Below are 24,917 nucleotides of genomic sequence, written 5' to 3'. Positions count from 1 at the left end.
ATCAGAACTCCTTATTGGGCAGAGGCCTCTGCCAGTTGTTTTTCCGCGTCTTCCTCGGCACGCAGCGCGCGGCCGGCGAAGAACATATAAGCCAGTGCAATCAGGATGATGACGGCCATAAACGCCAGCCCGATGGAGGCGAAGCCCTGCATCATCGGCGGCGCCAGAATCGACCAGTCCGCCATCCCCATCCAGGCGCTCATACCGGTGAGCTTCACCGCCCATACGCAGCCGAAAATTTCAACCATGCCCATCACAAGGCAGATCTTGAGCGCCGCACGCCAGCCGCCGAAATGGTTGGCAAAAACGCCAATCGTCGCGTTGGAGAAGAACATCGGGATAAAGCCTGGAATAATCAGAATTGAAGAGCCGATGCCGACCAGAATGCCCACGGCAATCAGCTGGCCGATGGTGCCCCACATAAAGCCCCACACCACCGCATTCGGCGCAAAGCTGTAGATCGCGGCGCAGTCAATCGCCAGCACCGCGCCGGGGATCAGGCGTTGCGAGATGCCGTTGAAGGCTTCGGACAGTTCGGCGACGAACATCCGCACGCCCTGGGTAATGATGAAAATAGCCACCGCGAAGGAGAAACCGGTCTGCAGGATATAGACCGTCCAGTGGGTTTTGCCCGCCATCGCCTGCACCACGTCAATACCGAAGGAAAGCAGGATCGCGCCAAAGAAAATGGTCATCACAATCGCGGTAGAGACGATGTTGTCGTGGAAGATATTCAGCCAGCCAGGCAGCTTGAGATCTTCGACGCTCTCCTCTTTTTTCCCCAGATACGGCGCCACTTTGTAGGCAATCCACGAGGCAAACTGCTGCTGGTGACCGATGGAGAAGCCGCAGCCGTCGGTGACCAGCTGAGTCGGCTTGAACATCATGTTGGAGGTGATCCCCCAGTACAGAGAGACCAGTACCGCGGTGCAGATAATGGTCGTCCACATCCCGTAACCAAAGATGAAGAACGAGACCGCAATCAGCCCCGCCTGCTGAAACATGATATGGCCAGTCAGCATGATGGTGCGGATACCGGTAATGCGGCGCAGCAGGACGTAACAGATGTTCAGCGCCAGTGCCAGGAGCACCGCATACCCTACCCAGCTGTAGGCCTCGCCCATCCGGTCGATGGTCGCCATCATCGAGGCGTAAGTATCGGAGATCGCGCCATTGATGCCATAGACCTCTGACATTTTCGCCACCACCGGCTTAAAGGTGCTGGTGAGGATGCCGGAACCAGCTTGTAACAGCATGAAACCAATGATGGTTTTGATCGTACCTTTGATAATCACGCTGACGCTTTTACGCAATAGAATATAGCCAAGACAGGTCACGATACCCAGCAGCAGCGGGGCATTGGTCATGACCTGATTAAAGAAGACGGTAAAGATGTTGTAGAGGATCTCCATAACACACTCCAGAAGAGGAAGGCTTTGAACGCGCATGTCGCTCAGCAGTTGTCGTCGCCCTCACTCTAATAATCAAAAATAATCACAACAAGATTGAATTTGATTAAATGTGACGCACACCGCAATAATCCTCACTTTCACTCTGGTCATTACCAATTATGTACGTAGACACACAAATAAACATCTTTAAATCATATAGATAAAACAACACCTAACGTCAATTTGAGCGGATAGAGCCCGGAAATTATGCGCGATGCCTCGCAAAAATGCAGGAAAACAAGATTGCAATCTTGAAAACACAGTGACAACATAAATCAAAACCAATCAAATACTAATTACTTTTGAAAATGCATGAGGAAGACCGCGATGAGTAAAGTCCAAACCATCACCCGAGAATCATGGATCCTGAACACCTTTCCGGAATGGGGTAGCTGGCTGAATGAAGAGATTGAACAAGAGCAGGTTGCGCCAGGCACCTTCGCCATGTGGTGGCTGGGCTGTACCGGCATCTGGTTAAAATCCGAGGGAGGGGCTAACGTCTGCGTCGATTTCTGGTGCGGCACCGGTAAACAGAGCCACGGCAATCCGCTGATGAAAACCGGCCATCAAATGCAGCGGATGGCGGGGGTGAAGAAACTGCAGCCGAACCTGCGCACCACGCCGTTCGTGCTCGATCCGTTCGCCATTCGCCAGATTGACGCCGTACTGGCGACCCATGATCATAACGATCATATTGACGTCAACGTCGCCGCCGCCGTGATGCAGAACTGCCCGGCCGATGTGCCCTTTATTGGGCCGAAAACCTGTGTCGACCTGTGGATCGGCTGGGGCGTACCGAAAGCGCGCTGTATCGTCATGAAGCCCGGTGATGTGGTGAAGATCAAAGACATTGAGATCCACGCGCTCGACGCGTTCGATCGCACAGCGCTGATCACCCTCCCGGCGGATCAAAAAGCCGCCGGCGTGCTGCCGGACGGCATGGACCAGCGCGCAGTCAACTATCTGTTTAAAACGCCGGGCGGCAATCTCTACCACAGCGGCGATTCCCACTACTCCAACTACTACGCGAAGCACGGCAACGAGCATCAAATTGACGTCGCCCTCGGCTCGTATGGCGAGAACCCGCGCGGCATCACCGACAAAATGACCAGCGCCGATATCCTGCGTATGGCGGAGTCGCTCAACGCCAAAGTGGTGATCCCGTTCCACCATGATATCTGGTCAAACTTTCAGGCCGATCCGCAGGAGATCCGCGTCCTGTGGGAGATGAAAAAGGATCGTCTGAAGTACGGCTTCAAGCCGTTTATCTGGCAGGTCGGCGGCAAATTTACCTGGCCGCTGGATAAAGACAATTTCGAATATCACTACCCGCGCGGCTTCGATGACTGCTTCACCATTGAGCCGGACCTGCCGTTCAAATCCTTCCTGTAAGCCGCCTCCGGCAGGCACTGCCTGCCGGAAATACCCCGTCTCAGGGTTAGTATTTTCACATGATTTCAAATATCATCTTTGCCGTTCACTTTTAATCGGATTCGCTCATGACGGAAGCGCAAAGGCACCAAATTCTGCTGGATCTGCTCGCCCAAACGGGGTTTGTTACCGTAGAGCAGGTGATGTCGCGGCTCGGGATCTCACCCGCAACCGCCCGACGTGATATCAACAAGCTGGATGAAAGCGGCAAACTGAAAAAGGTTCGCAATGGCGCGGAAGCCATTAGTGAGCAGCGCCCCCGCTGGACGCCGATGAATATCCATCAGGCGCAAAACCTGGATGAAAAAGTGCGTATCGCACGCGCCGCTTCGCAGCTGATCGCGCCGGGGGAAAGTATCGTCATTAACTGCGGCTCCACCGCCTTTCTGCTGGGGCGGGAATTGTGCGGTAAACCGGTGCAGATCATCACCAACTATCTGCCGCTGGCTAATTACCTGATCGACCAGGAGCACGACAGCGTGATTATCATGGGTGGACAGTACAACCGCAGCCACGCCATCACGCTCAGCCCCCACGGTAGCGAAAACAGCCTGTATGCCGGGCACTGGATGTTCACCAGCGGCAAAGGACTCACCGCCGAAGGGCTCTACAAAACCGATATGTTGACCGCCATGGCCGAGCAGAAAATGCTCAACGTGGTCGGCAAACTGGCGGTGCTGGTCGACAGCAGCAAGGTCGGCGAGCGCGCCGGGATGTTATTCAGCCAGGCCGGGCAAATTGACGTGGTGATCACCGGGAAACAGGCTGATGCCGCAATCCTCAAACAGCTTGAGGATCAGGGCGTCAGCGTGATCCGCGTTTAAAGATGCTGGCGGAAAAAGGCGACCGTCGCGGCCAGCGCCTCTGGCGTAATGCGATGGCGGACGCCCTTTTGCCAGACGCAGGTCAGCCTGGCGGTAAGATCGCCTTGCCGCAGCGCCTGCTCAAGACGGAAGGTCTCTTCCGGCGGCACCACATCGTCAGCATCCCCATGCCAGAGCAACAGCGGCCGCCGGGCAAGGGACGCCAGCTGATGGCTGACATCCCATTCGCGGAGACTGTCAGCATCAAAGCCAGGCGAGGGAAACAGGGTTTGCGACAGCGAACGAAAATAGCCCGACCCCATCAGACAAGCGACGCTGTTCAGTTCGGGATGGTGCGTCATGATGCCCAGCGCCGTCATCCCTCCCATCGAGGCGCCAGCCACCGCCAGCCGCTCTCCCTCCAGCCATCCCTCGGCGATAATCGCCTCGCGCAGCGCGGGAAACTCCCTGAAATTCTGCTGCAGGATCGGCCAGAAGCGCTGCATCCGCCCGGCCTCGTCGCCCTGATAACGCGCCCCATGCTCCGGCGCATCCGGCATGATCACCCGGAAGCCCGCCTCGGCCAACGCCACCGCAAAGTAGCTGTAGACCAGCTTCGAGGAGGTAAAGCCATGATAAAAGACGATACAGGGCAAGGGTTTATCCAGACTCTCCTGCGGGCAGGCATGCAAAATTTCACCGCCGCCGAGGTTGCGCATTTCTAGTGCAATCATTTATCGTCTCCCTTCTCTATCGTGGTAAGGCGTCATGGGAAAATTCATTCACCGGGCAACCCAGTTTGCTACGATTCATAATGTTGAGAACCCGGTTACGCTTTCACAACATTTTCATTCGAAAATCGCGTCAGAGATAACAGTTCGGGAACATTCCCCGGCAATCCTGTTAAGGCTACCACTACACTATCACTATCAGGAAACGAGATATGGTTATGCGCAGGTTTTCACCGTGGTTACTGGCTATCGTCCTCAGCGGGTGTAGTGCCCTGCAGGGAACGCCGGAAGCCCCGCCGCCCGCCACCGACCATCCGCAGGAGATCCAGCGTAACCAGACGGCTGGCCTGCAGAAAATGGCCACGGTGAGTGTGCTGATGTACGGTTCGCCGATGGATGTCGAAGCGGCGCTGAAGGCCAAAGCAGAAGCGGCCAAAGCCGATTACTACGTCATCATCATGATCGATGACACCATGGTACCCGGCCAGTGGTATTCGCAGGCGATCCTCTATCGTCGATGACGAGGCGGCGTCTTTAAATCTGCTTTACACAGCTTTGCGTCCATTCACGTTCTCCTGTGCATAATAACGTTCGGCCAGCCACCTGGCAGGACGTTAGCAACGGACTGCCCTTGGGACTACGTGAAATGGAGCTGACGATGAAACGATCTTTTACCCTACCCAGCCTGCTGTTTACCGCTGCGACGGCCAATACGTCCGCGCAGTCAGCCGAATTCGCCAGCGCGGATTGCGTCACTGGCCTGAATGAAATCGGTCTGATCTCCGTCACTAATCTTTCCGGCAGCCAACAGGATGTGGAGCACGCCATTGCCCGCAAAGCGGACGAGCAAGGCGCCTCCTGGTATCGCATTATTCAGATGTACGAAGAACAACAGCCGGACAGCTGGCGCGTTCAGGCCATTCTCTACGCCTGAGGCGCCTGGCGCCCGCGCCCCATGGCCCGCAGCAGCAGGTCGTCGAGGGTCGGCGCATCAAGACGCATGCCGCCGCGGGTGTCGAGCATCATCCGACACCAGGCTTCAGCCAGCGGCGGCGAAGCGTGGCGCAGCATCTGCGCCCCCGCGCCAAGACGATAGACCAGCCGGGCAATCTCTCTCCCCTGCTCTTCGGCGGGCCGTCTCAGCAGCTGCTGCAGTTGACGCCACGCGCGGTCGAGATGGCGATTCTGTCCTTTCACCTCCGCGCACTCTGCCGCCAGCAGCTCCATCGCCGCCGGCTGCTTGCTGAGCACCCGCATGACATCGAGACACATAATGTTGCCGGAACCTTCCCAGATGCTGTTGACCGGCATCTCACGGTAGAGGCGCGGGAGTTCGCTCTCCTCGCAATAGCCGATGCCGCCGAGTACTTCCATCGCCTCGGCGACAAACGGGATGCCGGCCTTACAGATGGCAAACTTGGCCGCCGGCGTAAACAGGCGCGCCCATGCGCTTTCCCGGGCATCCTCCCGACGGTCCCAGGCGCGAGCCAGGCGAAACAGAAACGCGGTTTGCCCCTCCAGACGCAGCGCCATTTGCCCCAGCAGCTGGCGCATCATCGGCTGATCGACCAGGTTTTTGCCAAACGCCTGACGCTGTAGCGCGTGATACAGTGCCACCGAGAAGGCGCGACGCATCAGGGCATGGCTGCCCAGCGCGCAGTCAAAGCGGGTCAGGCCGCCCATCCTGAGGATCTGCCGCACGCCGTCGCCCTCTTCGCCCACCAGCCAGCCGCAGGCATCATAAAACTCCACTTCACTGCTGGCGTTGGAGCGGTTGCCGAGCTTCTCTTTTAAGCGTTCAAGACGCACGCCGTTGCGCTGCCCGTCGGGCAGCAGACGCGGCACAAAGAAGCACGACAGTCCCGCGGGGGCCTGGGCCAGCACCAGGTGGGCATCGCTCTGCGGCACTGAGAAGAACCACTTGTGTCCCACCAGCCGGTAAAACCCTTCCGCCGTTTTCTCCGCGCGGGTGGTATTGCTCAGCACATCGGAGCCCCCTTGCTTCTCGGTCATCCCCATGCCGATCAGCAGGCCGCGCTTCTGGCCGCCAGGCGCGAGGTGGGGATCGTAACGGTCGCTCAGCAGCGGCGACAGCCAGTCGCGAAAGGGCGCGGGCAGGGCGTGCTGCAGCAGGGGCGTCGCGGCGAAGGTCATGGTAATCGGGCACAACGTCCCGGCCTCCACCTGGGCATGAAGCAGAAAGCGGGCGGCACGCGCCACAAACGCGCTTTCGCGGGCATCCTCCTGCCAGGCGAGGTTATGCACCCGGTTCGCGCACAGCCCCTGCATCAGCAGGTGCCAGGCGGGATGGAAGCGTACGTCGTCCAGCCGGGCGCCAGTGGCGTCATAGCGCAGCAGCTCCGGAGGGTTACTGTTGGCCAGGCGTCCCAGCTCCAGCGATTCGGCGGTCCCCAGCTGCTGGCCAATGCTGGCGAGCAGATCGCCATCCCAGCCGGCGCCTTCGCGGACCACCGCTTCACGCAAGGCGGTATCGGACAGGAAAAGATTGCTGTTATTCAGCGGAGTCGGTTGATTAAAAACGGTGTGCGTTTGCCAGTGCATCGTGTCTCCCTCCATCAATGGCGATAGCCATAAGTATGGTTTTCCAGGGGGATTCTCGCCCGCGAAAGCGGTCACAAAAAAGCCATCCCGGAGGATGGCTTTTTTGGATTCGTCGACGGTTCAGCTTAGCTGCGCTGGCGCACCGCTTCAAACAGGCAGATGCCGGTGGCCACCGAGACGTTCAGCGAGGAGACGCTACCCGCCATCGGGATGCTGATCAGCTCATCGCAGTGCTCGCGGGTCAGACGACGCATACCTTCACCTTCAGCGCCCATCACCAGCGCCATCGGGCCGGTCATTTTGCTCTGGAACAGCGTATGGTCGGCTTCGCCAGCGGTCCCGACGATCCAGACGTTCGCTTCCTGCAGCAGACGCATGGTACGCGCCAGGTTGGTCACGCGGATCAGCGGGACGTTCTCCGCCGCGCCGCAGGCCACTTTCTTCGCCGTCGCATTCAGCTGAGCGGAACGATCTTTTGGCACGATCACCGCATGCACACCAGCGGCATCAGCGCTACGCAGGCAGGCGCCGAGGTTGTGCGGATCGGTTACGCCGTCGAGGATCAGCAGGAACGGCTGATCGTGCTGCGCCAGCAGATCCGGCAGATCGTTCTCCTGATACTGACGTCCTGGCTTCACGCGGGCAATGATCCCCTGATGCACCGCGCCTTCGCTCTTCTCATCGAGGAACTGGCGGTTGGCCACCTGAATCACCACGCCCTGCGCTTCCAGGGCATGGATCAGCGGCAGCAGGCGCTTATCCTCACGGCCTTTCAGAATATAAACTTCCTGAAAACGCTCAGGTGCGCGTTCCAGCAGTGCCTGCACCGCATGGATGCCGTAAATCATTTCACTCATTGATGTACTCGTTTTAGGTTCTGTTATCCGTCCCCTTCACCCCGTTCTGCGCCAGCAGACTGCTGGGGTGAAGGGACGTCAATCACTCGGCGATTTTCTTCTTTGCCGCGCGCTTGGCTTTGGTCGCGGCGGCGATTTTCTGTGTTTTCGCCGACGGTTTTTTCGCTTTCTTCTCGCCTTTGGGCTTCGCTTTAGCCTGGTCTTTTTCTTTGCGGAACGCGCTATCCGGCTCGAAGTTCACCTGTTTACCCACCTGGCGGCGACGGCCACCCGGTTTGCCAGAGGTACTCTTTTTCGCTTTCTCACGGGCGGTTTTGCCAACATTACGCGGCGCACGCTCGCTGGAAATCAGGCTGAAATCAATCTTACGCTCATCCATGTTGACGGCTTCCACGCGGACTTCCACGCGGTCGCCCAGACGATAAGTCTGGCCGCCGGACTCGCCGATCAGCCGCTGGCCAACCTGGTCAAAACGGTAATAGTCGTTATCCAGGGAGGAGACATGCACCAGACCATCGATAAACAGATCGTTCAGGCGGACAAAGAAGCCAAAGCCGGTCACGCTGGCGATGACACCGGAGAAGGTGTTGCCCACCTGATCCTGCATGAAGTCGCACTTCAGCCAGTCGGACACTTCACGCGTCGCTTCGTCGGCGCGGCGCTCGGTCATCGAACAGTGCTGGCCCAGCTGGAGCATCTCTTCCATGCTGTAGTGCCAGCCGCCGGTCTCGGTGCTATTCCCTTTATGTCCCTGCTCTTTTGCCAGCAGATACTTGATGGCGCGGTGGAGCGACAGATCCGGGTAGCGGCGAATCGGCGAGGTGAAGTGGGCGTATGACTGCAGCGCCAGGCCAAAGTGGCCACGGTTTTCCGGATCGTAGACCGCCTGCTTCATGGAGCGCAGGAGCATCGTTTGCAGCATTTCGGCATCCGGACGATCGGCAATGGAGGTCAACAGTTCGGCGTAATCGCGCGGCTCCGGCTTGTTGCCGCCCGGCAGCTCCAGTCCCAGCTCAGCCAGCACGGTACGGAACGAGGTAATCGCTTCGGTGCTTGGCTTATCGTGGATACGGAACAGTGCCGGCTCCTGCGCTTTCTCAACGAAACGCGCGGCGGAGATGTTCGCCAGGATCATACACTCTTCAATCAGCTTATGCGCATCGTTACGCTGAGTCTGTTCGATACGCTCAATACGGCGTTCGGCATTGAAGATGAATTTAGCTTCTTCACTTTCAAATGAGATACCGCCGCGCTCTTCGCGGGCGCTCTCCAGCACTTTGTAGAGGTTATGCAGCTCTTCAATATGCTTCACCAGCGGCGCGTAGTGTTCGCGCAGCTCCTGATCGCCCTGCAGCATATGCCACACTTTGGTGTAGGTCAGGCGAGCATGTGAACTCATCACCGCTTCATAGAACTTAAAGCCGGTCAGGCGGCCTTTTGACGAAATCGTCATCTCGCACACCATACACAGGCGATCGACCTGCGGGTTCAGCGAGCACAGGCCGTTCGACAGCACTTCCGGCAGCATCGGTACCACCTGCGACGGGAAGTAGACCGACGTCCCGCGGCTACGCGCTTCGCCGTCCAGCGGCGTACCAGGGCGCACATAGTAGCTCACGTCGGCGATAGCCACCCACAGACGCCAGCCGCCGCCGCGTTTCTTCTCGCAGTACACCGCGTCATCGAAGTCGCGGGCATCTTCGCCATCAATAGTGACCAGCGGCAGAGAGCGCAGATCGACGCGTCCGGCTTTCGCCTCTTCCGGCACCTGCTCTTTGAGGCCGGAAACTTGTTTTTCCACCGCCGGCGGCCAGACGTAAGGAATTTCATGGGTACGCAGCGCCATATCGACGGCCATGCCGGTGCCCATGTTGTCGCCCAGCACTTCGACGATTTTCCCGACCGCTTTGGTGCGGCGGGTTGGGCGCTGGGTCAGTTCGACCACCACCACGTAGCCCATCCGCGCGCCCATAATATCTTCAGGCGGGATCAGGATATCGAAGCTCAGGCGACTGTCGTCCGGGACGACGAAGCCGACACCAGCGTCGGTGAAGTAGCGGCCAACAATCTGGCTGGTTTTCGGTACCAGCACACGAACGATGCGCGCCTCGCGGCGGCCCTTACGGTCCGCACCCAGCGGCTGGGCCAGCACCTGGTCACCGTGAATACAGGTTTTCATCTGCTCTGACGACAGATACAGATCGTCCTTGCGCCCTTCAACGCGCAGGAATCCATAGCCATCACGGTGGCCAATAACGGTACCTTTGAGGAGATCAAGACGCTCCGGCAGCGCATAGCACTGGCGGCGTGTGAAGACCAGCTGACCGTCGCGCTCCATCGCGCGCAGGCGGCGGCGCAGCGCTTCTATTTGTTCTTCGCCCTCAATATTCAACTCGATGGCCAGCTCATCGCGGCTGGCAGGCTTTTCCCGTTTGGTTAAATGTTCGAGGATAAATTCCCGGCTCGGGATGGGATTCGCGTACTTCTCAGCTTCGCGTTCCTGGAATGGATCTTGTGACATATCGGTTCCTCCGTTGTCATCTCCGGCAGAGTGGCGTCACTCCACCAGTAATAATTTATAAAGCGGTTGATTCTTCTCAACCAAATCAGCCAGCGTATAGTTATCCAGCTCCTTGAGAAAACTCTGCGCGGCTTCAGCTAGCGCCTGTTTCAGACGACAGGCTGGTGTAATGTGGCAAAATTCGCTGCTGCAGTTGACCAGCGATAAGGGTTCAAGGTCGCGCACCACGTCGCCCACGCGGATCTGCCCTGCTGGTTTACCGAGGCGAATGCCCCCATTCTTCCCCCGCACGGCAGTCACGTAGCCCATGCGGCTTAACTGATTGATTATTTTAACCATATGATTACGGGAGACGCCATAGACCTCGGTCACTTCCGAAATGCTGGTCATGCGTCCTTCCGGCAGCGACGCCATATAAATCAGCGCGCGTAATCCGTAATCGGTGAAACTCGTTAACTGCACATAAACCTCAGGGAAAAGAAAACAGGGTATGTCGAGCGACATCATTATTATTGATGATAAACCAGCCAGCGCTCAGGCCGCTAATTTATTTGAAATGGGGCGGGCGAACAGCAAAAACAAGGGCGCCCGAACGGCGCCCCTTGAGAGTGATTACGCGTCGAACGGGTCGCGCAGAATCATGGTCTCGGTACGGTCTGGACCAGTAGAGATGATATCCACCGGCACGCCGGTCAGCTCTTCAATACGAGCGATGTAGTTCAGCGCTGCCTGCGGCAGACCGCTGCGCTCTTTCACGCCAAAGGTGGTTTCGGACCAGCCCGGCATGGTTTCGTAGATAGGCTCGATACCTTCCCAGTTGTCGGCAGCCAGCGGAGTGGTGGTCACTTCACGGCCGTCCGGCATACGGTAGCCGACGCAGATTTTCACTTCTTTCAGGCCGTCGAGGACGTCCAGTTTAGTCAGGCAGAAGCCGGACAGGGAGTTAATCTGCACCGCGCGGCGTACTGCAACCGCGTCCAGCCAGCCGGTACGACGACGACGACCGGTGGTGGCGCCGAATTCGTTACCCTGCTTGCAGAGGAACTCGCCAGTTTCATCAAACAGCTCGGTCGGGAACGGACCCGCGCCTACGCGAGTCGAGTAAGCTTTGATGATACCCAGTACGTAATCCACATAACGCGGACCCAGGCCAGAACCGGTCGCCACGCCACCCGCGGTGGTGTTAGAGGAAGTTACGTACGGATAGGTACCGTGGTCGATATCCAGCAGCGTGCCCTGCGCGCCTTCGAACATCACGAAGTCGCCGCGCTTACGCGCCTGATCCAGCAGATCGGAAACATCAACGACCATGCCGGTGAGGATGTCGGCAATCGCCATGACATCGTCCAGCACTTTCTGGTAGTCAACCGCTTCTGCTTTGTAGAAGTTCACCAACTGGAAGTTGTGATATTCCATCACTTCTTTCAGTTTGTCAGCGAAGGTGGCTTTATCAAACAGGTCGCCAACGCGCAGACCGCGACGAGCAACTTTATCTTCGTAAGCCGGGCCGATACCGCGACCGGTCGTACCGATAGCTTTCGCACCGCGTGCTTTCTCACGTGCGACGTCCAGCGCCACGTGATAGTCGAGGATAAGCGGGCAGGCTTCGGACAGCAGCAGACGCTCACGAACAGGGATACCACGGTCTTCCAGACCTTTCATCTCTTTCATCAGCGCAGCCGGAGACAGCACAACACCGTTACCGATGATGCTGATTACATTCTCACGGAGAATACCTGATGGAATAAGATGGAGGACGGTTTTTTCACCGTTGATTACGAGAGTATGGCCTGCGTTATGGCCACCCTGGTAGCGCACAACATATTTAGCCCGTTCTGTCAGGAGATCGACGATCTTCCCTTTACCTTCGTCACCCCATTGGGTGCCCAGTACGACGACGTTGTTACCCATTTTTCAAAATCACCGTTTGCTTAAAAATGGATTCTACCATCGCTTTTTCAGAGTTACAGCACTTTTTGCATCCAAAATAAGGCAAATCCGACCACTTTTTGATCAGCCAATCGATTTCCTCAACATGTAGTAGATCACAATCCCTGCAACCACAAGTCCGCCGCCAAAGCGGCGCAATAAATTATCCGGTAACTGGCTCAGGCTGGCGACCATTTTGCGCCAGGCGCGAGGATAGAGCAGCGGGCCGAGCCCTTCGAGTACTAAAACCAGCGCCAGCGCCAGCCAAATGGTGGAGTTCATTATCAACCCTAATTGAAAAGTATTATCGTCGCCCTCGCGGGCGTCATCGGCCAGCATGGTGAATTCATTCACTCATTTCATATTGTCCCGTATTTCATCTTCATTATGAACTGGCAAGGTGAAACAAAATTCACAACTAATTGTATTGCTGCATATTTTTTAAATTGTAACTATGCCGTCGCGTACTACAACCCGGTACGTCTACATAATCAGGAAGATTATCATGAGAGAATTAACTGCGTTTGAAATCGAAAATGTGAGCGGCGCAGGCTGGTTACAGGATGGCCTGGCTTCCTTAGGCAGCAAGGTCGGCGCCGCCGCATGGACGATGGGTACCGATGCCCTGAGCATCAACCTGCCGCTGATTGGCACCCTCAATCTGGCCGACCTGGCGCCAGACCTGGGCAAAACCCTGGGCGAAAGCGTTGGGTCGACTATCGGTGGCACCATCGAAAGTGCGCTGGCGAGCCTGCCGGTGATCGGTGGCCTGCTGAACAAACTGCTCGGCAACTAATTCACGCCCCCGCAGTATGAAAAAAGGCGCCTGAAACAGGCGCCTTTTCGCGTTAGCACTTCAGGCTTACACCCTCTGCGGCTTATTTACGCGCCGAATCCGGTGAACGCATATAGCGGAAGAAATCACTGTCCGGGCTCAGGACCATCACATCCTGGTTGCTCTGGAAGCTCTTCTCATAGGCGCGCAGGCTACGGATAAAGGAGTAGAAGCCTGGATCCTGGCTGAACGCGTCGGCAAACAGTTTTGCCGATTCCGCATCGCCTTCACCACGCAGGATACGACCCTGGCGCTCGGCTTCCGCCAGCGTCTTGGTGACTTCGTAGTCTGCGGTCGCGCGCAGTTTCTCAGCTTCTTCCTGACCCTGTGAACGGTGGCGACGAGCAACTGCTTCACGCTCCGCGCGCATACGGTTATAAATCGCTTCCGACACTTCTGCCGGCAGGTTGATCTGTTTGATACGCACGTCGACAACTTCGATACCCAGCGCCGCCATACTGTTCGGGTTGATCACCTGCACTTTGCCGTTGGTTTCCGCTTCCACCCGCTCAGCGGCTTTGGCGATAGCGTCATCAGCCGCCGGGGTGCTGACCTCGTCTTCCGTGCCAGCAGAACCCGAGTTCAGCGCATCGCGCACTTCCAGCGTCAGGCGGCCACGGGAGTCGGTGACGATGTCTTTCACATCCAGACGACCAATTTCAGAACGCAGACGGTCAGAGAATTTACGCTTCAGCAGCACCTCGGCCTGGGAGACGTCGCCGCCGCCGGTTGCCAGGTAGTAACGGCTGAAGTCACTGATGCGCCACTTGATATAGGAGTCGACGATCAGGTCTTTTTTCTCTTTGGTCACAAAACGGTCAGCCTGGTTGTCCATGGTCTGGATACGCGCATCCAGCATCTTCACCGATTCGATAAACGGGATCTTGAAGTGCAGGCCCGGCGCATACACCAGCGGCTTGTTTTCGTCGTCGCGCAGAACTTTACCGAAACGCAGCGTAATCCCGCGCTCGCCTTCCTTTACGACAAAGACTGACATGTAGAGCACTACCAGCACGATGACAATGATCGCGATAACAGATTTACGCATCGTTATTCCCCCTGACGCTGGTAGTCGTTACGCTGCGCGTTAGCGCGGCGTTGGTCCATAATGCTACCCCCGGTTGAGCTCGAGGTTGATGAGGTGCTGGCGCTGCCTGTGCTGGATGCAGGTGGCAGACGCAGCAGATCGCTGGCGTCACTGCTATCGCTCTTTGCTGCCGGCGCGGCGGCGCCTTTCAGCATCTGGTCAAGCGGCAGAACCATCAGATTGCCGTTTTTGCTGTCATTGACCAGCACTTTACGGGTGTGGCTCAGCACTTTTTCCATGGTTTCGATATACAGACGCTCGCGGGTAATTTCCGGCGCGGCTTTGTATTCCGGCAGGAGCTTAGCAAAGCGAGCCACTTCACCCTGGGCTTCCAGGACGGTCTGGGTCTTGTAGGCACGCGCCTCTTCAAGGATACGCTGCGCCTGGCCATTCGCCCGCGGCTGTACTTCGTTGGTATAAGCTTCCGCTTCACGGATATACTGCTGCTCGTTCTCACGCGCGGCAATGGCATCGTCAAACGCCGCCTTCACCTCTTCCGGCGGACGTGCCGTCTGGAAGTTGACGTCCAGCAGGGTGATCCCCATGTTGTACGGGCGGATAGTCTCTTCCAGCTCGCGCTGGGTATCGCTACGGATCACAGTACGACCTTCGGTCAGAATGCGATCCATAGTGTATTTGCCGATCACGCCGCGCAGCGCGCTGTCAGTCGCCTGACGCAGACTGTCATCCGCGCTGGTAACGCTAAACAGATAGCGTTCCGGATCGGTGACGCGGTACTGCACGTTCATCTCAACGCGCACGACGTTTTCGTCAGAGGTCAGCATGACGCCGGAAGCGGCCAGTTCACGTACCGACTCCACGTTCACCGCCTGAACGTTATCGATAAAGGTCGGTTTCCAGTTCAGGCCTGGCTCAACCAGATGGCTGAACTTACCAAAACGGGTCACGACGCCGCGTTCGGCTTCTTTAATGGTATAAAAACCGCTGGCCGCCCAGATAATCACTGCCGCCGCGGCAACGATGCCGACAATACGCCCGCCCATCGGTCCGCGAGGGGTCTGCGCGTTATTACCACCGCCCAGTCCGCCCTTGCCGCCGCCGAGCCCGCCAAGTTTTTTACTTAACTTGCGGAAGATATCATCCAGATCCGGCGGCCCCTGCTCGCGACCACCTTTGTTGCCATTTCCCTCAGAGTTGCCGCCAGGTTTGCTGCTCCCCCACGGGTCGCGGTCCTGTCCGTTATTACCGGGCTGATTCCACGCCATGTATATGCTCCATATTTGTTTTTGATATCCCCACAGGGGTCAATATCTTCAGGCAAGCTGCAAGGTTAAACCACATAGTCAACAAGCGTTGGCTCTTGCTTACAGAGGCGCCGCCAGTCAACGATCGGCATGCGCACCTGCAGACTCACGCTGCCGTCATCCTCCATCCACTCTTTTTCTATCGCCTGAAGCTGATAGAAACGGCTTCTCAGTCGCCCTTCTTTCGGCGGTAAGCGCAGCGTATGCTGGGCCACTTCACCGGAAAGACGTTCCGTTAATGCCTGAAAAAGCAGTGGTACGCCAACCCCGGTCTGGGCTGAAAGCCAGACCCGAATCGGTTTATTTTCATCGTCGCGATCGATGCGCGGTTCAAAATCGTCAAGCATGTCGATTTTGTTCATCACCATCAGCGCGGGGATCTCATCGGCTTCAATCTCAGCGAGAACCTTATTTACCGCATCAATGTTTTCCTGCACACGGACATCCGCCGCGTCAATCACATGCAGCAGCAGCGTCGCCTGACGCGTCTCCTGCAACGTCGCTTTAAACGCGGCTACCAGATCGTGCGGCAGATGGCGAATAAAGCCGACGGTATCGGCCAGTACCGTTTCGCCGACGTCAGGGACGTCAATGCGGCGCAGCGTCGGGTCCAGGGTGGCAAACAGCTGGTTCGCGGCATAGACCTCGGCAGCGGTGATCTGGTTAAAGAGCGTTGATTTTCCGGCGTTGGTGTAGCCCACCAGCGACACGGTTGGAATATCGGCTTTCGCGCGCGACCGCCGCCCCTGCTCACGCTGTTTCTCAACTTTTTCCAGTCGCGACAGGATCTGCATGATGCGGTTACGCAATAAACGACGGTCGGTTTCGAGCTGGGTTTCACCCGGGCCACGCAAACCAATCCCGCCTTTCTGTCTTTCAAGGTGGGTCCAGCCGCGGACGAGGCGGGTTGCCATATGGCGCAACTGCGCCAGCTCAACCTGCAGTTTCCCTTCATGGGTGCGCGCGCGCTGGGCGAAAATATCTAAAATAAGACCGGTGCGATCGATAACCCGGCATTCGCACAGACGTTCCAGGTTGCGTTCTTGCGCCGGACTCAGGGCATGATCGAAGAGCACGACCGACGCGCCGGTCGCTTTAACGGCTTCCGCAATTTCGACTGCCTTACCTTCACCAACAAAATACTTCGGGTGCGGTGCTTTACGGCTACCGGTAATCACCTGCATTGCTTCGACACCGGCGGAAGAGGCCAGAGTTTCAAACTCCTGGAGATCTTCCATATCTTTGTCTTGCGAAAAATAGATGTGTACCAGTACCGCCTGCTCACCGGCGTCATAACGGTCAAACAAGCGTAAACCCCTTATAAAATACCAGCGGGGAACACAGAAAACCTGGCTCCCCGGCGTGGAAAAACAGCACTGGCCTTATTCGGCGTCGTCGCTGTCTTGTTGCGGCGCAGAAGAGCCCTGCGCGCTACCACCGTGGTGATAGTTACTGGAACCGCCGCCAGCATTATTGCTGTGGTGAGACACCGGGCGAGACGGGACAACAGTAGAAATTGCGTGCTTATAGACCATCTGGCTGACCGTGTTCTTCAACAGGATCACGAACTGATCGAAAGACTCAATTTGCCCTTGCAGCTTGATACCATTCACCAAATAAATAGAAACCGGAACGCGTTCCCGACGCAAAGCGTTCAGGAACGGATCTTGTAAAGATTGCCCCTTAGCCATTCTCTCTTTTCCTTATATGTATGCTTGTTTTGTACTCAGAACCTTACGATTCTTAAAAAAAATTACGCACGATACCGTTCAATTGTACACGTTCAGTTCTGGCTCGCACCAACAACCTGTAATACTTTGTTGAGCGCTTGTTCAGGTTGTTCACTGTCTAACCAGTGCACACCTTCCCAACCGCGCAGCCAGGTGACCTGACGTTTGGCTAACTGTCTCGTGGCGCAAACACCTCGATAAACCATCTCATCATAAGGGATCTCGCCATTGAGGTATGACCACATCTGGCGGTATCCAACACAACGGATGGAAGGCATATCCGTATGCAAATCTCCGCGGGCAAAAAGCGCCCGTACTTCTGCTTCAAAACCTGAAGCTAACATCTGATGAAAACGCTGTTCTATGCGTTGATGGAGCAGTTCACGGCTCGCCGGGGCGATGGCGAACTGATGCACCTGATATGGCAGAGCGTCTCCTGACGTTTGCGTCAGTTCCGTTAAAGTTTTACCCGAAATGAAAAAAACTTCCAGTGCCCGGGAAAGCCTTTGCGGATCATTTGGATGAATACGCGCAGCAGCCACGGGATCAATTTCCTGTAATTGCTGATGTAACGCGTTCCACCCCTGCTCTGCGGCCTGCTGCTCAATCCGCGCTCTGACCTCTGGGTCAGCCGACGGTAAGGGCGACAATCCTTCCAGCAACGCTTTGAAATACAACATCGTTCCGCCGACTAACAGCGGAATACGCCCGGCGGCGACAATATCGGCCATCGCCGCCAGCGCGTCGCGGCGAAAATCAGCCGCGGAATAGGCTTCTGCGGGATCCAAAATATCCAGCAGCCGGTGCGGCGCAGCGCTAAGCTCCGCGGCATCCGGTTTGGCAGTGCCAATATCCATTCCCCGATAAATGAGGGCGGAATCAACACTAATCAACTCTACTGGCAAAACTTTACGTAAGGCTATCGCCAGCGCGGTTTTACCTGAGGCCGTCGGGCCCATTAAAAAAATTGCCTTGGGCAGGCTCGCCTCGGTTACATCATTCATCTTTCAGGGCATTCATCGCCGAATGGAGATCTACAGGTTGTAACAGGCCACCCGGCGGCGTTTTCACCAGCTGCGGGCAAAGACGTTCGACGTCCGCCAGCAGCGCAATCGCCTGCGCCATATTCCATGACGCCTGTTCGCTCGTCAGATTACGCGCCATCCATTGGGCGATGTTGCCGACGTCGAATGCGTTTTGCTGCGCCAGGTAGCCTATCAGTTCAGGAATCAAGATTTGTAAATTTTGTTGTCTTAAGGGTAAAGGGACCGCGCGCACCGTCACGTGCAGGGCATCGGTATGAAGCTCGATCCCCAACTGCGTCAGCGCCGACTGCGCAGCGGCCAGCGCCCGCTTCTCCCCTTCCGTGACTTTTAACCGCAACGGGATCAGCAGCGGCTGGGCACATACCGCTTCCGTACCCGGCGTCAACTGCGCCTGGCGCAGCCAGCGCTCGGCAACGGTCAACGACAGCAGCGCCAGACTGCCCTCGCGCTCCAGCAGCGCGCAATCGCCGCCGACGATCGTCAGCACTCTGCCAAAACTCTGACTGTGACCAGCCAGTTCCGCCGGGGCGGCGGACGGCTGCGCGGGTCGCGGAGCGGCGGGCGTGTCGAGCAACTGACGATAAAGCGCGCCCTGCTGCTTCTGGTAACCGGGCTGCGCATGCGGCCAGCTCGCGCCGCCAGAACTGCCGCCGGAGACAGCCGGCTCACGCGACGATGTCATGCTGAATCGGGTTGCCGGTTCACGCGCTTCCGACGGCCGAGCAAACTGGTTGCCGCCTGCGGCGATGCGGTTCTCCGGCATCTGGCGCGGCGTCGGCGGGTCGTCTTTTTCCGCCAGCGGCGCATCAAGCTGTTGCTGCAGCACGCTCAGTACGCCCTGGTAGATAAAGTCATGCACCAGGCGAGACTGATGGAAACGCACCTCATGCTTGGCCGGATGGACGTTCACATCCACCTGATGGGGATCGATCTCCAGATACAGCACAAACGCCGGCTGCTGATCGGCGCCCAGCTTGTCTTCACAGGCCTGGCGGATAGCATGATTGATCAGCCGGTCGCGCATCATCCGGCCGTTGACGTAACAGTACTGAATTTCCGCCAGCGCCGGGGTGGTATGGAGCGGATCGGCAACCCAGCCGCGCAGGGTCAGATCGCCATGCTGCCACTCGATCGCCAGCGCATGTTCGAGAAAAGCGGCGCCGCAAATGGTTCCCAGCCGCCGCTCCCGCTGGCCATCCTGCGCCACTGCCCGATACTGTCGTATCACCTTACCGTTATGGTTGAGGTTAATGGTGACGTCGAAGCGCGCCAGCGCAATGCGGCGCACCACCTCGTCAATGTGGCCGAACTCGGTTTTTTCGGTGCGCATAAATTTGCGCCGCGCCGGCGTGTTGTAGAACAGATCGAGGACTTCCAGGGTGGTGCCGACCGGGTGCGCCGCCGGCTTCACCGTTACCGCCTGATCGCGGCCTTCGGCATAAGCCTGCCAGGCTTCCTGCTGCTCCGCCGTGCGCGAAGTCAGCGTTAAGCGCGCCACCGAACTGATACTGGCCAGCGCTTCGCCGCGAAAGCCGAGGCTGATAATCGCCTCCAGATCGTCAAGCGAGGCGATCTTGCTGGTCGCATGACGGGCCAGGGCCAACGCCAGCTCGTCTTTTTTGATGCCACTGCCGTTATCGCGGATGCGAATGAGCTTCGCGCCGCCGCGTTCGATATCAATGTCAATCCGCGTAGCGCCAGCATCAAGGCTGTTCTCAACCAGCTCTTTCACCACCGACGCGGGCCGCTCCACCACTTCGCCGGCGGCAATCTGGTTGGCGAGCTGCGGCGGCAGAACCTGAATCGGCATCCCCTGCTCCTTAGTTAATCAACATCCCGCCTGGCGCTGCGGCGCTGGCGGTCTGCGCCGCCTCGCCGCGAGGCGCCGACTGCAGCGGATGCTGCATAAAGTAGTTGCGCAGGCCGTTATAAATCGCCTCCGCAATCTGCTCCTGGTAATCATCGCTCCCCAGCAGCCGCTCTTCACCGTTGTTACTGATAAAGCCCGTTTCCACAAGGATCGACGGGATATCCGGCGAGCGCAATACACCGAGGCTGGCATGCTCCGGGCGGCGTTTGTGCAGGTTGCCAATGCGCTGCAGCTGGCTCAGCACGTTGGTCGCCACATCGTAGCCGACGCGCTGGGAATGACCGAACTGCAGATCCAGCACCGCCTGGCTCAGGTAGGGGTCGGCCTGGCTGTTCGCCAGCACGTCGCCTGCCCCGCCGAGCAGTTCAGACTGCTTCTCATGCTGCTCGAGCCAACCGGCCATTTCGCTGTTGGCGCGACGGTTCGAGAGCACCCACACCGAGGCGCCGGTCGCATCGCGGTTTGGCGCGGCATCAGCATGGATAGAGACGAGGAAGTTGGCGTTTTGCTTACGCGCCACGTCAGAGCGGCCCATCACCGAAATAAAGTAATCTCCGTCGCGGGTCAGCACCGGCTTAAACTGCGGATCGGCGTTCAGTAACGCCCGCAGCTTGCGCGCGATAGCGATAGTGACGTTCTTCTCTTTGGTGCCATTCGGACCAATTGCGCCAGGATCCTGACCGCCGTGTCCGGCATCGATGGCGATAATCACCTTATCATCCGCCGACACCGTACGGGCCGCCGGGCGAGTCACGGTCTGATTGTTGGTCATCGCCGGCTGGGAGGAGGTCATCGCCGTCTGCCGTTCATGACCCGACGAGCTGAACGGGTTACGCCCTGACGTCGCCGTCCGGGAAGGCATCACTGGCGGCGGGTCAGCCCGTTTCACCACCACAGGCGGCGGTGGCGGTGGCGGTGGCGGCGGTGCGTCGGCGTTGATGGTAAAGACCACCGTGTAATTCGTCCCGTTCTGCTGCTTCACCGCTCGCGTTTTACCATCTTCCGTCAAATCCACCAGCAGACGCAGCGTCTGCGTATCCTGCGGCGTACCGGCGCGAATACTCTTCACCAGGTTGCTGCCGCTAAACTGCAGCGGTAGTCCCTGCAATACGCCGGTCTGCTTGATATCCAGCGCGACCAGACGTTTACCCTGTGGGGTAAAGGAGTACTCCGGCTCACCGACAAAACTTAGGGTAATACGGGCCTGCTGGTCTCCGTTGGAGACCTGGATATCGGATAAACTCGCCGCAGTGGCGTGAAGACTCGAGAGCATTAGCGCAGCGGCAAGCCAGGTGGTTATGCGATACTTCATCCCGTCATCCTTCAGGCTAAATGGCTAAACGCGCCAGTAAAGATTCACCCCGTGAGGAGATCGCGGTAATACGCGCCTCACGCCCTTGTGCCTGGTAATCAAGGTGAATTTCAACATCCGGGTCAGGCAGGACACCTGCGCCTTGCTGCGGCCATTCCACCAGGCAGATGGCATCGTCGGCAAAATAATCACGGATCCCCATAAATTCGAGCTCCTCAGGATCCGCCAGTCGGTAGAGATCGAAGTGATATACCATCAGATTCTCGAGGGTATACGGCTCCACCAGGGTATAGGTTGGGCTTTTGACATTGCCGCGGTGACCGAGCGCCTGCAAAAATCCGCGGCTGAAGGTCGTTTTCCCCGCGCCTAAATCACCATACAGATAAATCACGGTGGCGCCGGTACAGGCCTGCGCGATGCGGTCGCCAAGGGCCAGCGTGGCCTGCTCATCGGGTAAAGGAATCACTCGGTTAATCATGGTCTACGTCAATCACATCCGGGTTAACAACACGCCTGAGCGTGGAAAAGAGATCGGTCGCCAGCATACCGCGGGTGCCCTCGCGAGCGGCCACCCGGTCGGCGGCGTCGCCATGAGCGACGCACCCGGCACAGGCTGCATCATACGGCGTCAGGTGCTGTCCTAACAATGCGGCAATAATGCCGGTAAGCACATCGCCCATCCCGCCGCTGGCCATCCCGGCATTGCCGGCATCGATAATGCCCATCGCCCCGCTTTCACTGGCCACCACCGTGCCCGCGCCTTTCAGCACAACCACGCCACCATACCGTTTTACCAGACGCTGCGCAGAAAGTAAGCGATCGCTTTCAATTTCTGCCACGCTGACGTTCAGCAGACGGGCCGCTTCGCCGGGGTGCGGCGTTAACACGCGATTGTGACGTTTATCGGGATTGAATGCCAGCAGGTTCAGCGCGTCGGCGTCCCAGACCATCGGTTTGTTAAAACTTTCCACCGTGCGCAGGGCGCTGCGCCCCCATTCGCGCTGCCCCAGACCCGGGCCAATCGCCACCACATCAGCCCACTCCAGCGCGGCTTTCAGGGTCTGGGGCGTCAGTTCATCCACCATTAATTCCGGCCGCACGGTGACAATGGGCGCCACGTTCTCCGGGTGAGTAAGCACTCGCACCAGCCCTGCACCGCTGCGTAGGGCCGCTTCACCGCACATACGGATAGCGCCTGCCGTGCCGCGATCGCCGCCGACAATCACCAGCTTGCCGTGATCGCCCTTATGGGAGGTGGCCCGCCGCGGCGGCAGCCAGTCGGCGAGGTGGGCGGCGCAAAACCGCGTCAGGAGAGTACTTTGCCCGGCGAGCCAGCGCTCGAGCCCAAGGGCATGATGATGGAGATGCCCGACGACATCCCGCGCCTTGCCGGTCAGCAGCCCGGGTTTGAGGGCGATAAAGGTCAGGGTGTGGTCAGCCTGAACCACTGCACCTGGCGTCGCGCCGGTCTGCGCATTCAGGCCGGAAGGGATATCCAGCGCCACCACCGGCGCCGGGTGGTGGTTAGCCTGGTGGATGAGCGCCGCGACGGGATCGCGCGGCGCACTGCGCAGACCGGTGCCAAGCAGGCCGTCAATAATCAGTGAGATATCGTCGGGCCATGGGATGGTCGCCGCATGGATCACACCGCCGGCGTTAAGCCACGCCTCCCGCGCCGCCTGCGCCTCTTCCGGCAGCGGGCTGTCACTCTCCACCGCCAGCAGCGTCACCCGCCGCCCCGCGGCCTGTGCCAGACGCGCGACGACATATCCGTCGCCGCCGTTGTTACCATGTCCGCAGAGGATCAGCCAGTGCGCGCTGGCGGGATAAGCGCGGCTGGCCAGTTGAAAGGCCGCCTCGCCCGCGCGCTGCATCAGTTCGAACAGCGTCAGCCCCAGGCTGTCCGCCGCCTCTCGTTCGGCCAGGCGCAGCGCCTCCGCAGGCCAAATGTTGTATGGTATACTGTCAGGGTTTTTCGTCATTGTATGGTCCATCATGTCACAGCCCCTCGATCTCGTTCAGTTAGCGCAACAAATCAAACAGTGGGGCACAGAGCTCGGGTTCCAGCAGGTGGGTATCGCCGATACCGACCTCAGCGCCAGTGAACCCAAACTGCAGGCATGGCTGGATAAACAATACCACGGCGAAATGGAGTGGATGGCCCGTCACGGTATGATGCGCGCCCGTCCCCACGAACTGCTGCCCGGTACGTTACGCGTTATCAGCGTGCGGATGAACTATCTGCCCGCCAACGCCGCCTTTGCCCGCACCCTGAAAGATCCCGCACTGGGTTACGTCAGCCGTTATGCCCTCGGGCGTGATTATCATAAGCTGCTACGTAATCGCCTGAAAAAACTGGGGGAGAAGATTCAGGAACAGTGTGCTTCGCTCAATTCTAGACCTTTTGTCGATTCCGCGCCTATCCTGGAGCGGCCAATCGCAGAAAAAGCGGGCCTTGGCTGGACAGGTAAGCACTCACTTATCTTAAGCCGCGACGCGGGGTCATTCTTTTTCCTCGGCGAACTGCTGATCGATCTGCCTCTACCGGTCGACAGCCCGGTTGCGGAAGAGTGCGGACGCTGCGTCGCCTGCATGACCATCTGCCCCACCGGCGCCATCGTTGAGCCCTACACCGTCGACGCCCGGCGCTGCATCTCCTATCTCACCATTGAACTGGAAGGCTCTATCCCGGAGGAGTTCCGTCCGCTTATCGGCAACCGTATTTACGGTTGTGATGATTGTCAGTTGATCTGTCCGTGGAACCGTTTCTCACAGCTCACCGATGAAGAGGATTTCAGTCCACGCAAAGCGTTGCATGCGCCACCGCTGGTGGAGCTGTTCGCCTGGAGCGAAGCGTGGTTTCTGAAGGTAACCGAAGGGTCGGCGATTCGTCGCATTGGCCACCTGCGCTGGCTGCGCAATATCGCCGTCGCGCTGGGCAATGCGCCCTGGGATGAAGCCCATCTTCGCGCGCTGGAGAGTCGCCGGGGTGAGCACCCGCTTCTCGACGAGCACATCGAATGGGCTATCGCTGAGCAAATAAACAAGCGGAACGCCGACGCCGTCGAAGTACAACTGCCGAAAAAATTACGTCTGGTCAGGGTAGTAGAGAAAGGCTTGCCGCGCGACGCCTGATTCATTCACAGGCTGTGAATAAAATCTAAAACACATTGCGTTTCAAGGCGCAGACCGAGGTCAAGTGATCGGATTAACATTTCGAAATGAAATTTAATTGTTAAATTTCAATGGTATATAAAGATACTATTTACAAAGCGAAGCATTTACGCCGTCAAAGACGGAACGACAACCTGTGGATAACTCTGTTCACAGTATTTCTGGATATCAAATGAAAATCATCCCCGGCGCTGGATTGCACTGTGGATAAATAAGAGATGGAAGAAAATTTGGAGCGGGAAACGAGACTCGAACTCGCGACCCCGACCTTGGCAAGGTCGTGCTCTACCAACTGAGCTATTCCCGCTTAATC

The 24,917-nt window shown here is 57.9% G+C and carries 23 protein-coding genes and 1 tRNA gene; 6 read left to right on the top strand and 18 right to left on the bottom strand.

Features of this window, described 5'->3' with window-relative positions; all coding sequences use genetic code 11:
- Window positions 1–11 precede the first annotated feature (11 nt).
- Window positions 12–1,412 carry a PTS ascorbate transporter subunit IIC gene (ulaA, locus tag A1WC_RS23275; RefSeq protein WP_012543107.1) on the bottom strand — a complete coding sequence of 467 codons (1,401 nt, stop codon included), beginning with the start codon at window positions 1,410–1,412 and terminating at the stop codon, window positions 12–14.
- Window positions 1,413–1,778: 366 nt separating this feature from the next.
- On the opposite strand from ulaA, the gene ulaG reads away from it, so the two are divergent.
- Both ulaG and ulaR read left to right on the top strand, forming a co-directional pair.
- Window positions 1,779–2,843, top strand: a complete 1,065-nt coding sequence (gene ulaG / locus A1WC_RS23280) for an L-ascorbate 6-phosphate lactonase (protein ID WP_008807182.1) — start codon at window positions 1,779–1,781, stop codon at window positions 2,841–2,843.
- A 107-nt stretch (window positions 2,844–2,950) separates the two neighbouring features.
- Window positions 2,951–3,706, top strand: a complete 756-nt coding sequence (ulaR, locus tag A1WC_RS23285; RefSeq protein WP_008807183.1) for an HTH-type transcriptional regulator UlaR — start codon at window positions 2,951–2,953, stop codon at window positions 3,704–3,706.
- Here ulaR and yjfP read toward each other — a convergent pair.
- Window positions 3,703–4,419 carry an esterase gene (gene yjfP / locus A1WC_RS23290; protein WP_016160153.1) on the bottom strand — a complete coding sequence of 239 codons (717 nt, stop codon included), beginning with the start codon at window positions 4,417–4,419 and terminating at the stop codon, window positions 3,703–3,705. The genes ulaR and yjfP overlap by 4 nt on opposite strands.
- A gap of 209 nt (window positions 4,420–4,628) precedes the next feature.
- Here yjfP and bsmA point away from each other — a divergent pair, with 209 nt between their 5' ends.
- Both bsmA and yjfN read left to right on the top strand, forming a co-directional pair.
- The gene (bsmA, locus tag A1WC_RS23295; RefSeq protein WP_008807185.1) at window positions 4,629–4,937 is read left to right on the top strand and encodes a biofilm peroxide resistance protein BsmA; all 309 of its coding nucleotides are present in this window, start codon (window positions 4,629–4,631) and stop codon (window positions 4,935–4,937) included.
- Window positions 4,938–5,074: 137 nt separating this feature from the next.
- Window positions 5,075–5,350, top strand: a complete 276-nt coding sequence (yjfN, locus tag A1WC_RS23300; protein ID WP_008807186.1) for a DUF1471 family protease activator YjfN — start codon at window positions 5,075–5,077, stop codon at window positions 5,348–5,350.
- Here the strand turns inward: yjfN and A1WC_RS23305 are convergent.
- The 6 genes from A1WC_RS23305 to A1WC_RS0124870 form a co-directional block, all read right to left on the bottom strand.
- On the bottom strand, window positions 5,341–6,978 hold the full coding sequence (locus tag A1WC_RS23305; protein WP_016160152.1) for an isovaleryl-CoA dehydrogenase: 1,638 nt from the start codon (window positions 6,976–6,978) through the stop codon (window positions 5,341–5,343). The two genes, yjfN and A1WC_RS23305, sit on opposite strands and share 10 nt — an antisense overlap.
- A gap of 125 nt (window positions 6,979–7,103) precedes the next feature.
- Window positions 7,104–7,835 carry a 23S rRNA (guanosine(2251)-2'-O)-methyltransferase RlmB gene (rlmB, locus tag A1WC_RS23310; RefSeq protein WP_008807188.1) on the bottom strand — a complete coding sequence of 244 codons (732 nt, stop codon included), beginning with the start codon at window positions 7,833–7,835 and terminating at the stop codon, window positions 7,104–7,106.
- An 82-nt stretch (window positions 7,836–7,917) separates the two neighbouring features.
- Window positions 7,918–10,356 carry a ribonuclease R gene (rnr, locus tag A1WC_RS23315; protein WP_008807189.1) on the bottom strand — a complete coding sequence of 813 codons (2,439 nt, stop codon included), beginning with the start codon at window positions 10,354–10,356 and terminating at the stop codon, window positions 7,918–7,920.
- 36 nt (window positions 10,357–10,392) lie between these two features.
- Window positions 10,393–10,818 (bottom strand): nitric oxide-sensing transcriptional repressor NsrR, encoded by a 426-nt coding sequence (nsrR, locus tag A1WC_RS23320; RefSeq protein ID WP_002885667.1) that lies wholly within the window; start codon window positions 10,816–10,818, stop codon window positions 10,393–10,395.
- Between the two features lie 150 nt (window positions 10,819–10,968).
- Window positions 10,969–12,267, bottom strand: coding sequence for an adenylosuccinate synthase (locus A1WC_RS23325; protein ID WP_008807190.1), 1,299 nt, complete (start codon window positions 12,265–12,267; stop codon window positions 10,969–10,971).
- 102 nt (window positions 12,268–12,369) lie between these two features.
- The gene (locus A1WC_RS0124870) at window positions 12,370–12,567 is read right to left on the bottom strand and encodes a DUF2065 domain-containing protein (protein WP_002885664.1); all 198 of its coding nucleotides are present in this window, start codon (window positions 12,565–12,567) and stop codon (window positions 12,370–12,372) included.
- Between the two features lie 223 nt (window positions 12,568–12,790).
- On the opposite strand from A1WC_RS0124870, the gene A1WC_RS23330 reads away from it, so the two are divergent.
- The gene (locus A1WC_RS23330; RefSeq protein WP_008807192.1) at window positions 12,791–13,081 is read left to right on the top strand and encodes a hypothetical protein; all 291 of its coding nucleotides are present in this window, start codon (window positions 12,791–12,793) and stop codon (window positions 13,079–13,081) included.
- An 82-nt stretch (window positions 13,082–13,163) separates the two neighbouring features.
- Here A1WC_RS23330 and hflC read toward each other — a convergent pair whose 3' ends face one another.
- The 9 genes from hflC to nnr form a co-directional block, all read right to left on the bottom strand.
- Window positions 13,164–14,168, bottom strand: coding sequence for a protease modulator HflC (hflC, locus tag A1WC_RS23335; RefSeq protein ID WP_002885662.1), 1,005 nt, complete (start codon window positions 14,166–14,168; stop codon window positions 13,164–13,166).
- Window positions 14,169–14,170: 2 nt separating this feature from the next.
- On the bottom strand, window positions 14,171–15,433 hold the full coding sequence (gene hflK, locus A1WC_RS23340) for an FtsH protease activity modulator HflK (RefSeq protein ID WP_012543112.1): 1,263 nt from the start codon (window positions 15,431–15,433) through the stop codon (window positions 14,171–14,173).
- A gap of 65 nt (window positions 15,434–15,498) precedes the next feature.
- Window positions 15,499–16,779 (bottom strand): ribosome rescue GTPase HflX, encoded by a 1,281-nt coding sequence (hflX, locus tag A1WC_RS23345; protein ID WP_016160150.1) that lies wholly within the window; start codon window positions 16,777–16,779, stop codon window positions 15,499–15,501.
- Window positions 16,780–16,854: 75 nt separating this feature from the next.
- Entirely contained in the window at window positions 16,855–17,163 is a 309-nt protein-coding gene (hfq, locus tag A1WC_RS23350) for an RNA chaperone Hfq (RefSeq protein ID WP_002885659.1), read from the bottom strand.
- A 92-nt stretch (window positions 17,164–17,255) separates the two neighbouring features.
- Window positions 17,256–18,206 carry a tRNA (adenosine(37)-N6)-dimethylallyltransferase MiaA gene (gene miaA / locus A1WC_RS23355; RefSeq protein WP_002885652.1) on the bottom strand — a complete coding sequence of 317 codons (951 nt, stop codon included), beginning with the start codon at window positions 18,204–18,206 and terminating at the stop codon, window positions 17,256–17,258.
- Complete coding sequence (gene mutL / locus A1WC_RS23360; RefSeq protein WP_016160149.1) at window positions 18,199–20,058, bottom strand: DNA mismatch repair endonuclease MutL; 1,860 nt, start codon at window positions 20,056–20,058, stop codon at window positions 18,199–18,201. Before mutL ends, miaA begins: the two co-directional genes overlap by 8 nt.
- A 10-nt stretch (window positions 20,059–20,068) precedes the next feature.
- On the bottom strand, window positions 20,069–21,430 hold the full coding sequence (gene amiB / locus A1WC_RS23365) for an N-acetylmuramoyl-L-alanine amidase AmiB (RefSeq protein WP_016160148.1): 1,362 nt from the start codon (window positions 21,428–21,430) through the stop codon (window positions 20,069–20,071).
- Between the two features lie 16 nt (window positions 21,431–21,446).
- On the bottom strand, window positions 21,447–21,908 hold the full coding sequence (gene tsaE, locus A1WC_RS23370) for a tRNA (adenosine(37)-N6)-threonylcarbamoyltransferase complex ATPase subunit type 1 TsaE (RefSeq protein WP_012543113.1): 462 nt from the start codon (window positions 21,906–21,908) through the stop codon (window positions 21,447–21,449).
- A complete protein-coding gene (gene nnr, locus A1WC_RS23375) occupies window positions 21,901–23,412 on the bottom strand; it encodes a bifunctional ADP-dependent NAD(P)H-hydrate dehydratase/NAD(P)H-hydrate epimerase (protein ID WP_016160147.1) in 1,512 nt (503 codons plus the stop codon). The genes tsaE and nnr overlap by 8 nt, the downstream gene beginning before the upstream one ends.
- A 13-nt stretch (window positions 23,413–23,425) precedes the next feature.
- Here nnr and queG point away from each other — a divergent pair, with 13 nt between their 5' ends.
- A complete protein-coding gene (gene queG, locus A1WC_RS23380) occupies window positions 23,426–24,565 on the top strand; it encodes a tRNA epoxyqueuosine(34) reductase QueG (RefSeq protein ID WP_016160146.1) in 1,140 nt (379 codons plus the stop codon).
- Between the two features lie 270 nt (window positions 24,566–24,835).
- On the opposite strand, the gene A1WC_RS23385 is transcribed toward queG, so the two are convergent.
- Window positions 24,836–24,911, bottom strand: a tRNA-Gly gene (locus A1WC_RS23385).
- Between the last annotated feature and the right edge of the window lie 6 nt (window positions 24,912–24,917).

It is taken from the genome of Klebsiella sp. KTE92 (assembly GCF_000398905.1).
GTDB lineage: Bacteria > Pseudomonadota > Gammaproteobacteria > Enterobacterales > Enterobacteriaceae > Klebsiella > Klebsiella variicola.
The sequence above is the reverse complement of the archived record's forward strand: the minus strand, read 5'-3'. Positions and strand labels throughout refer to the sequence as shown.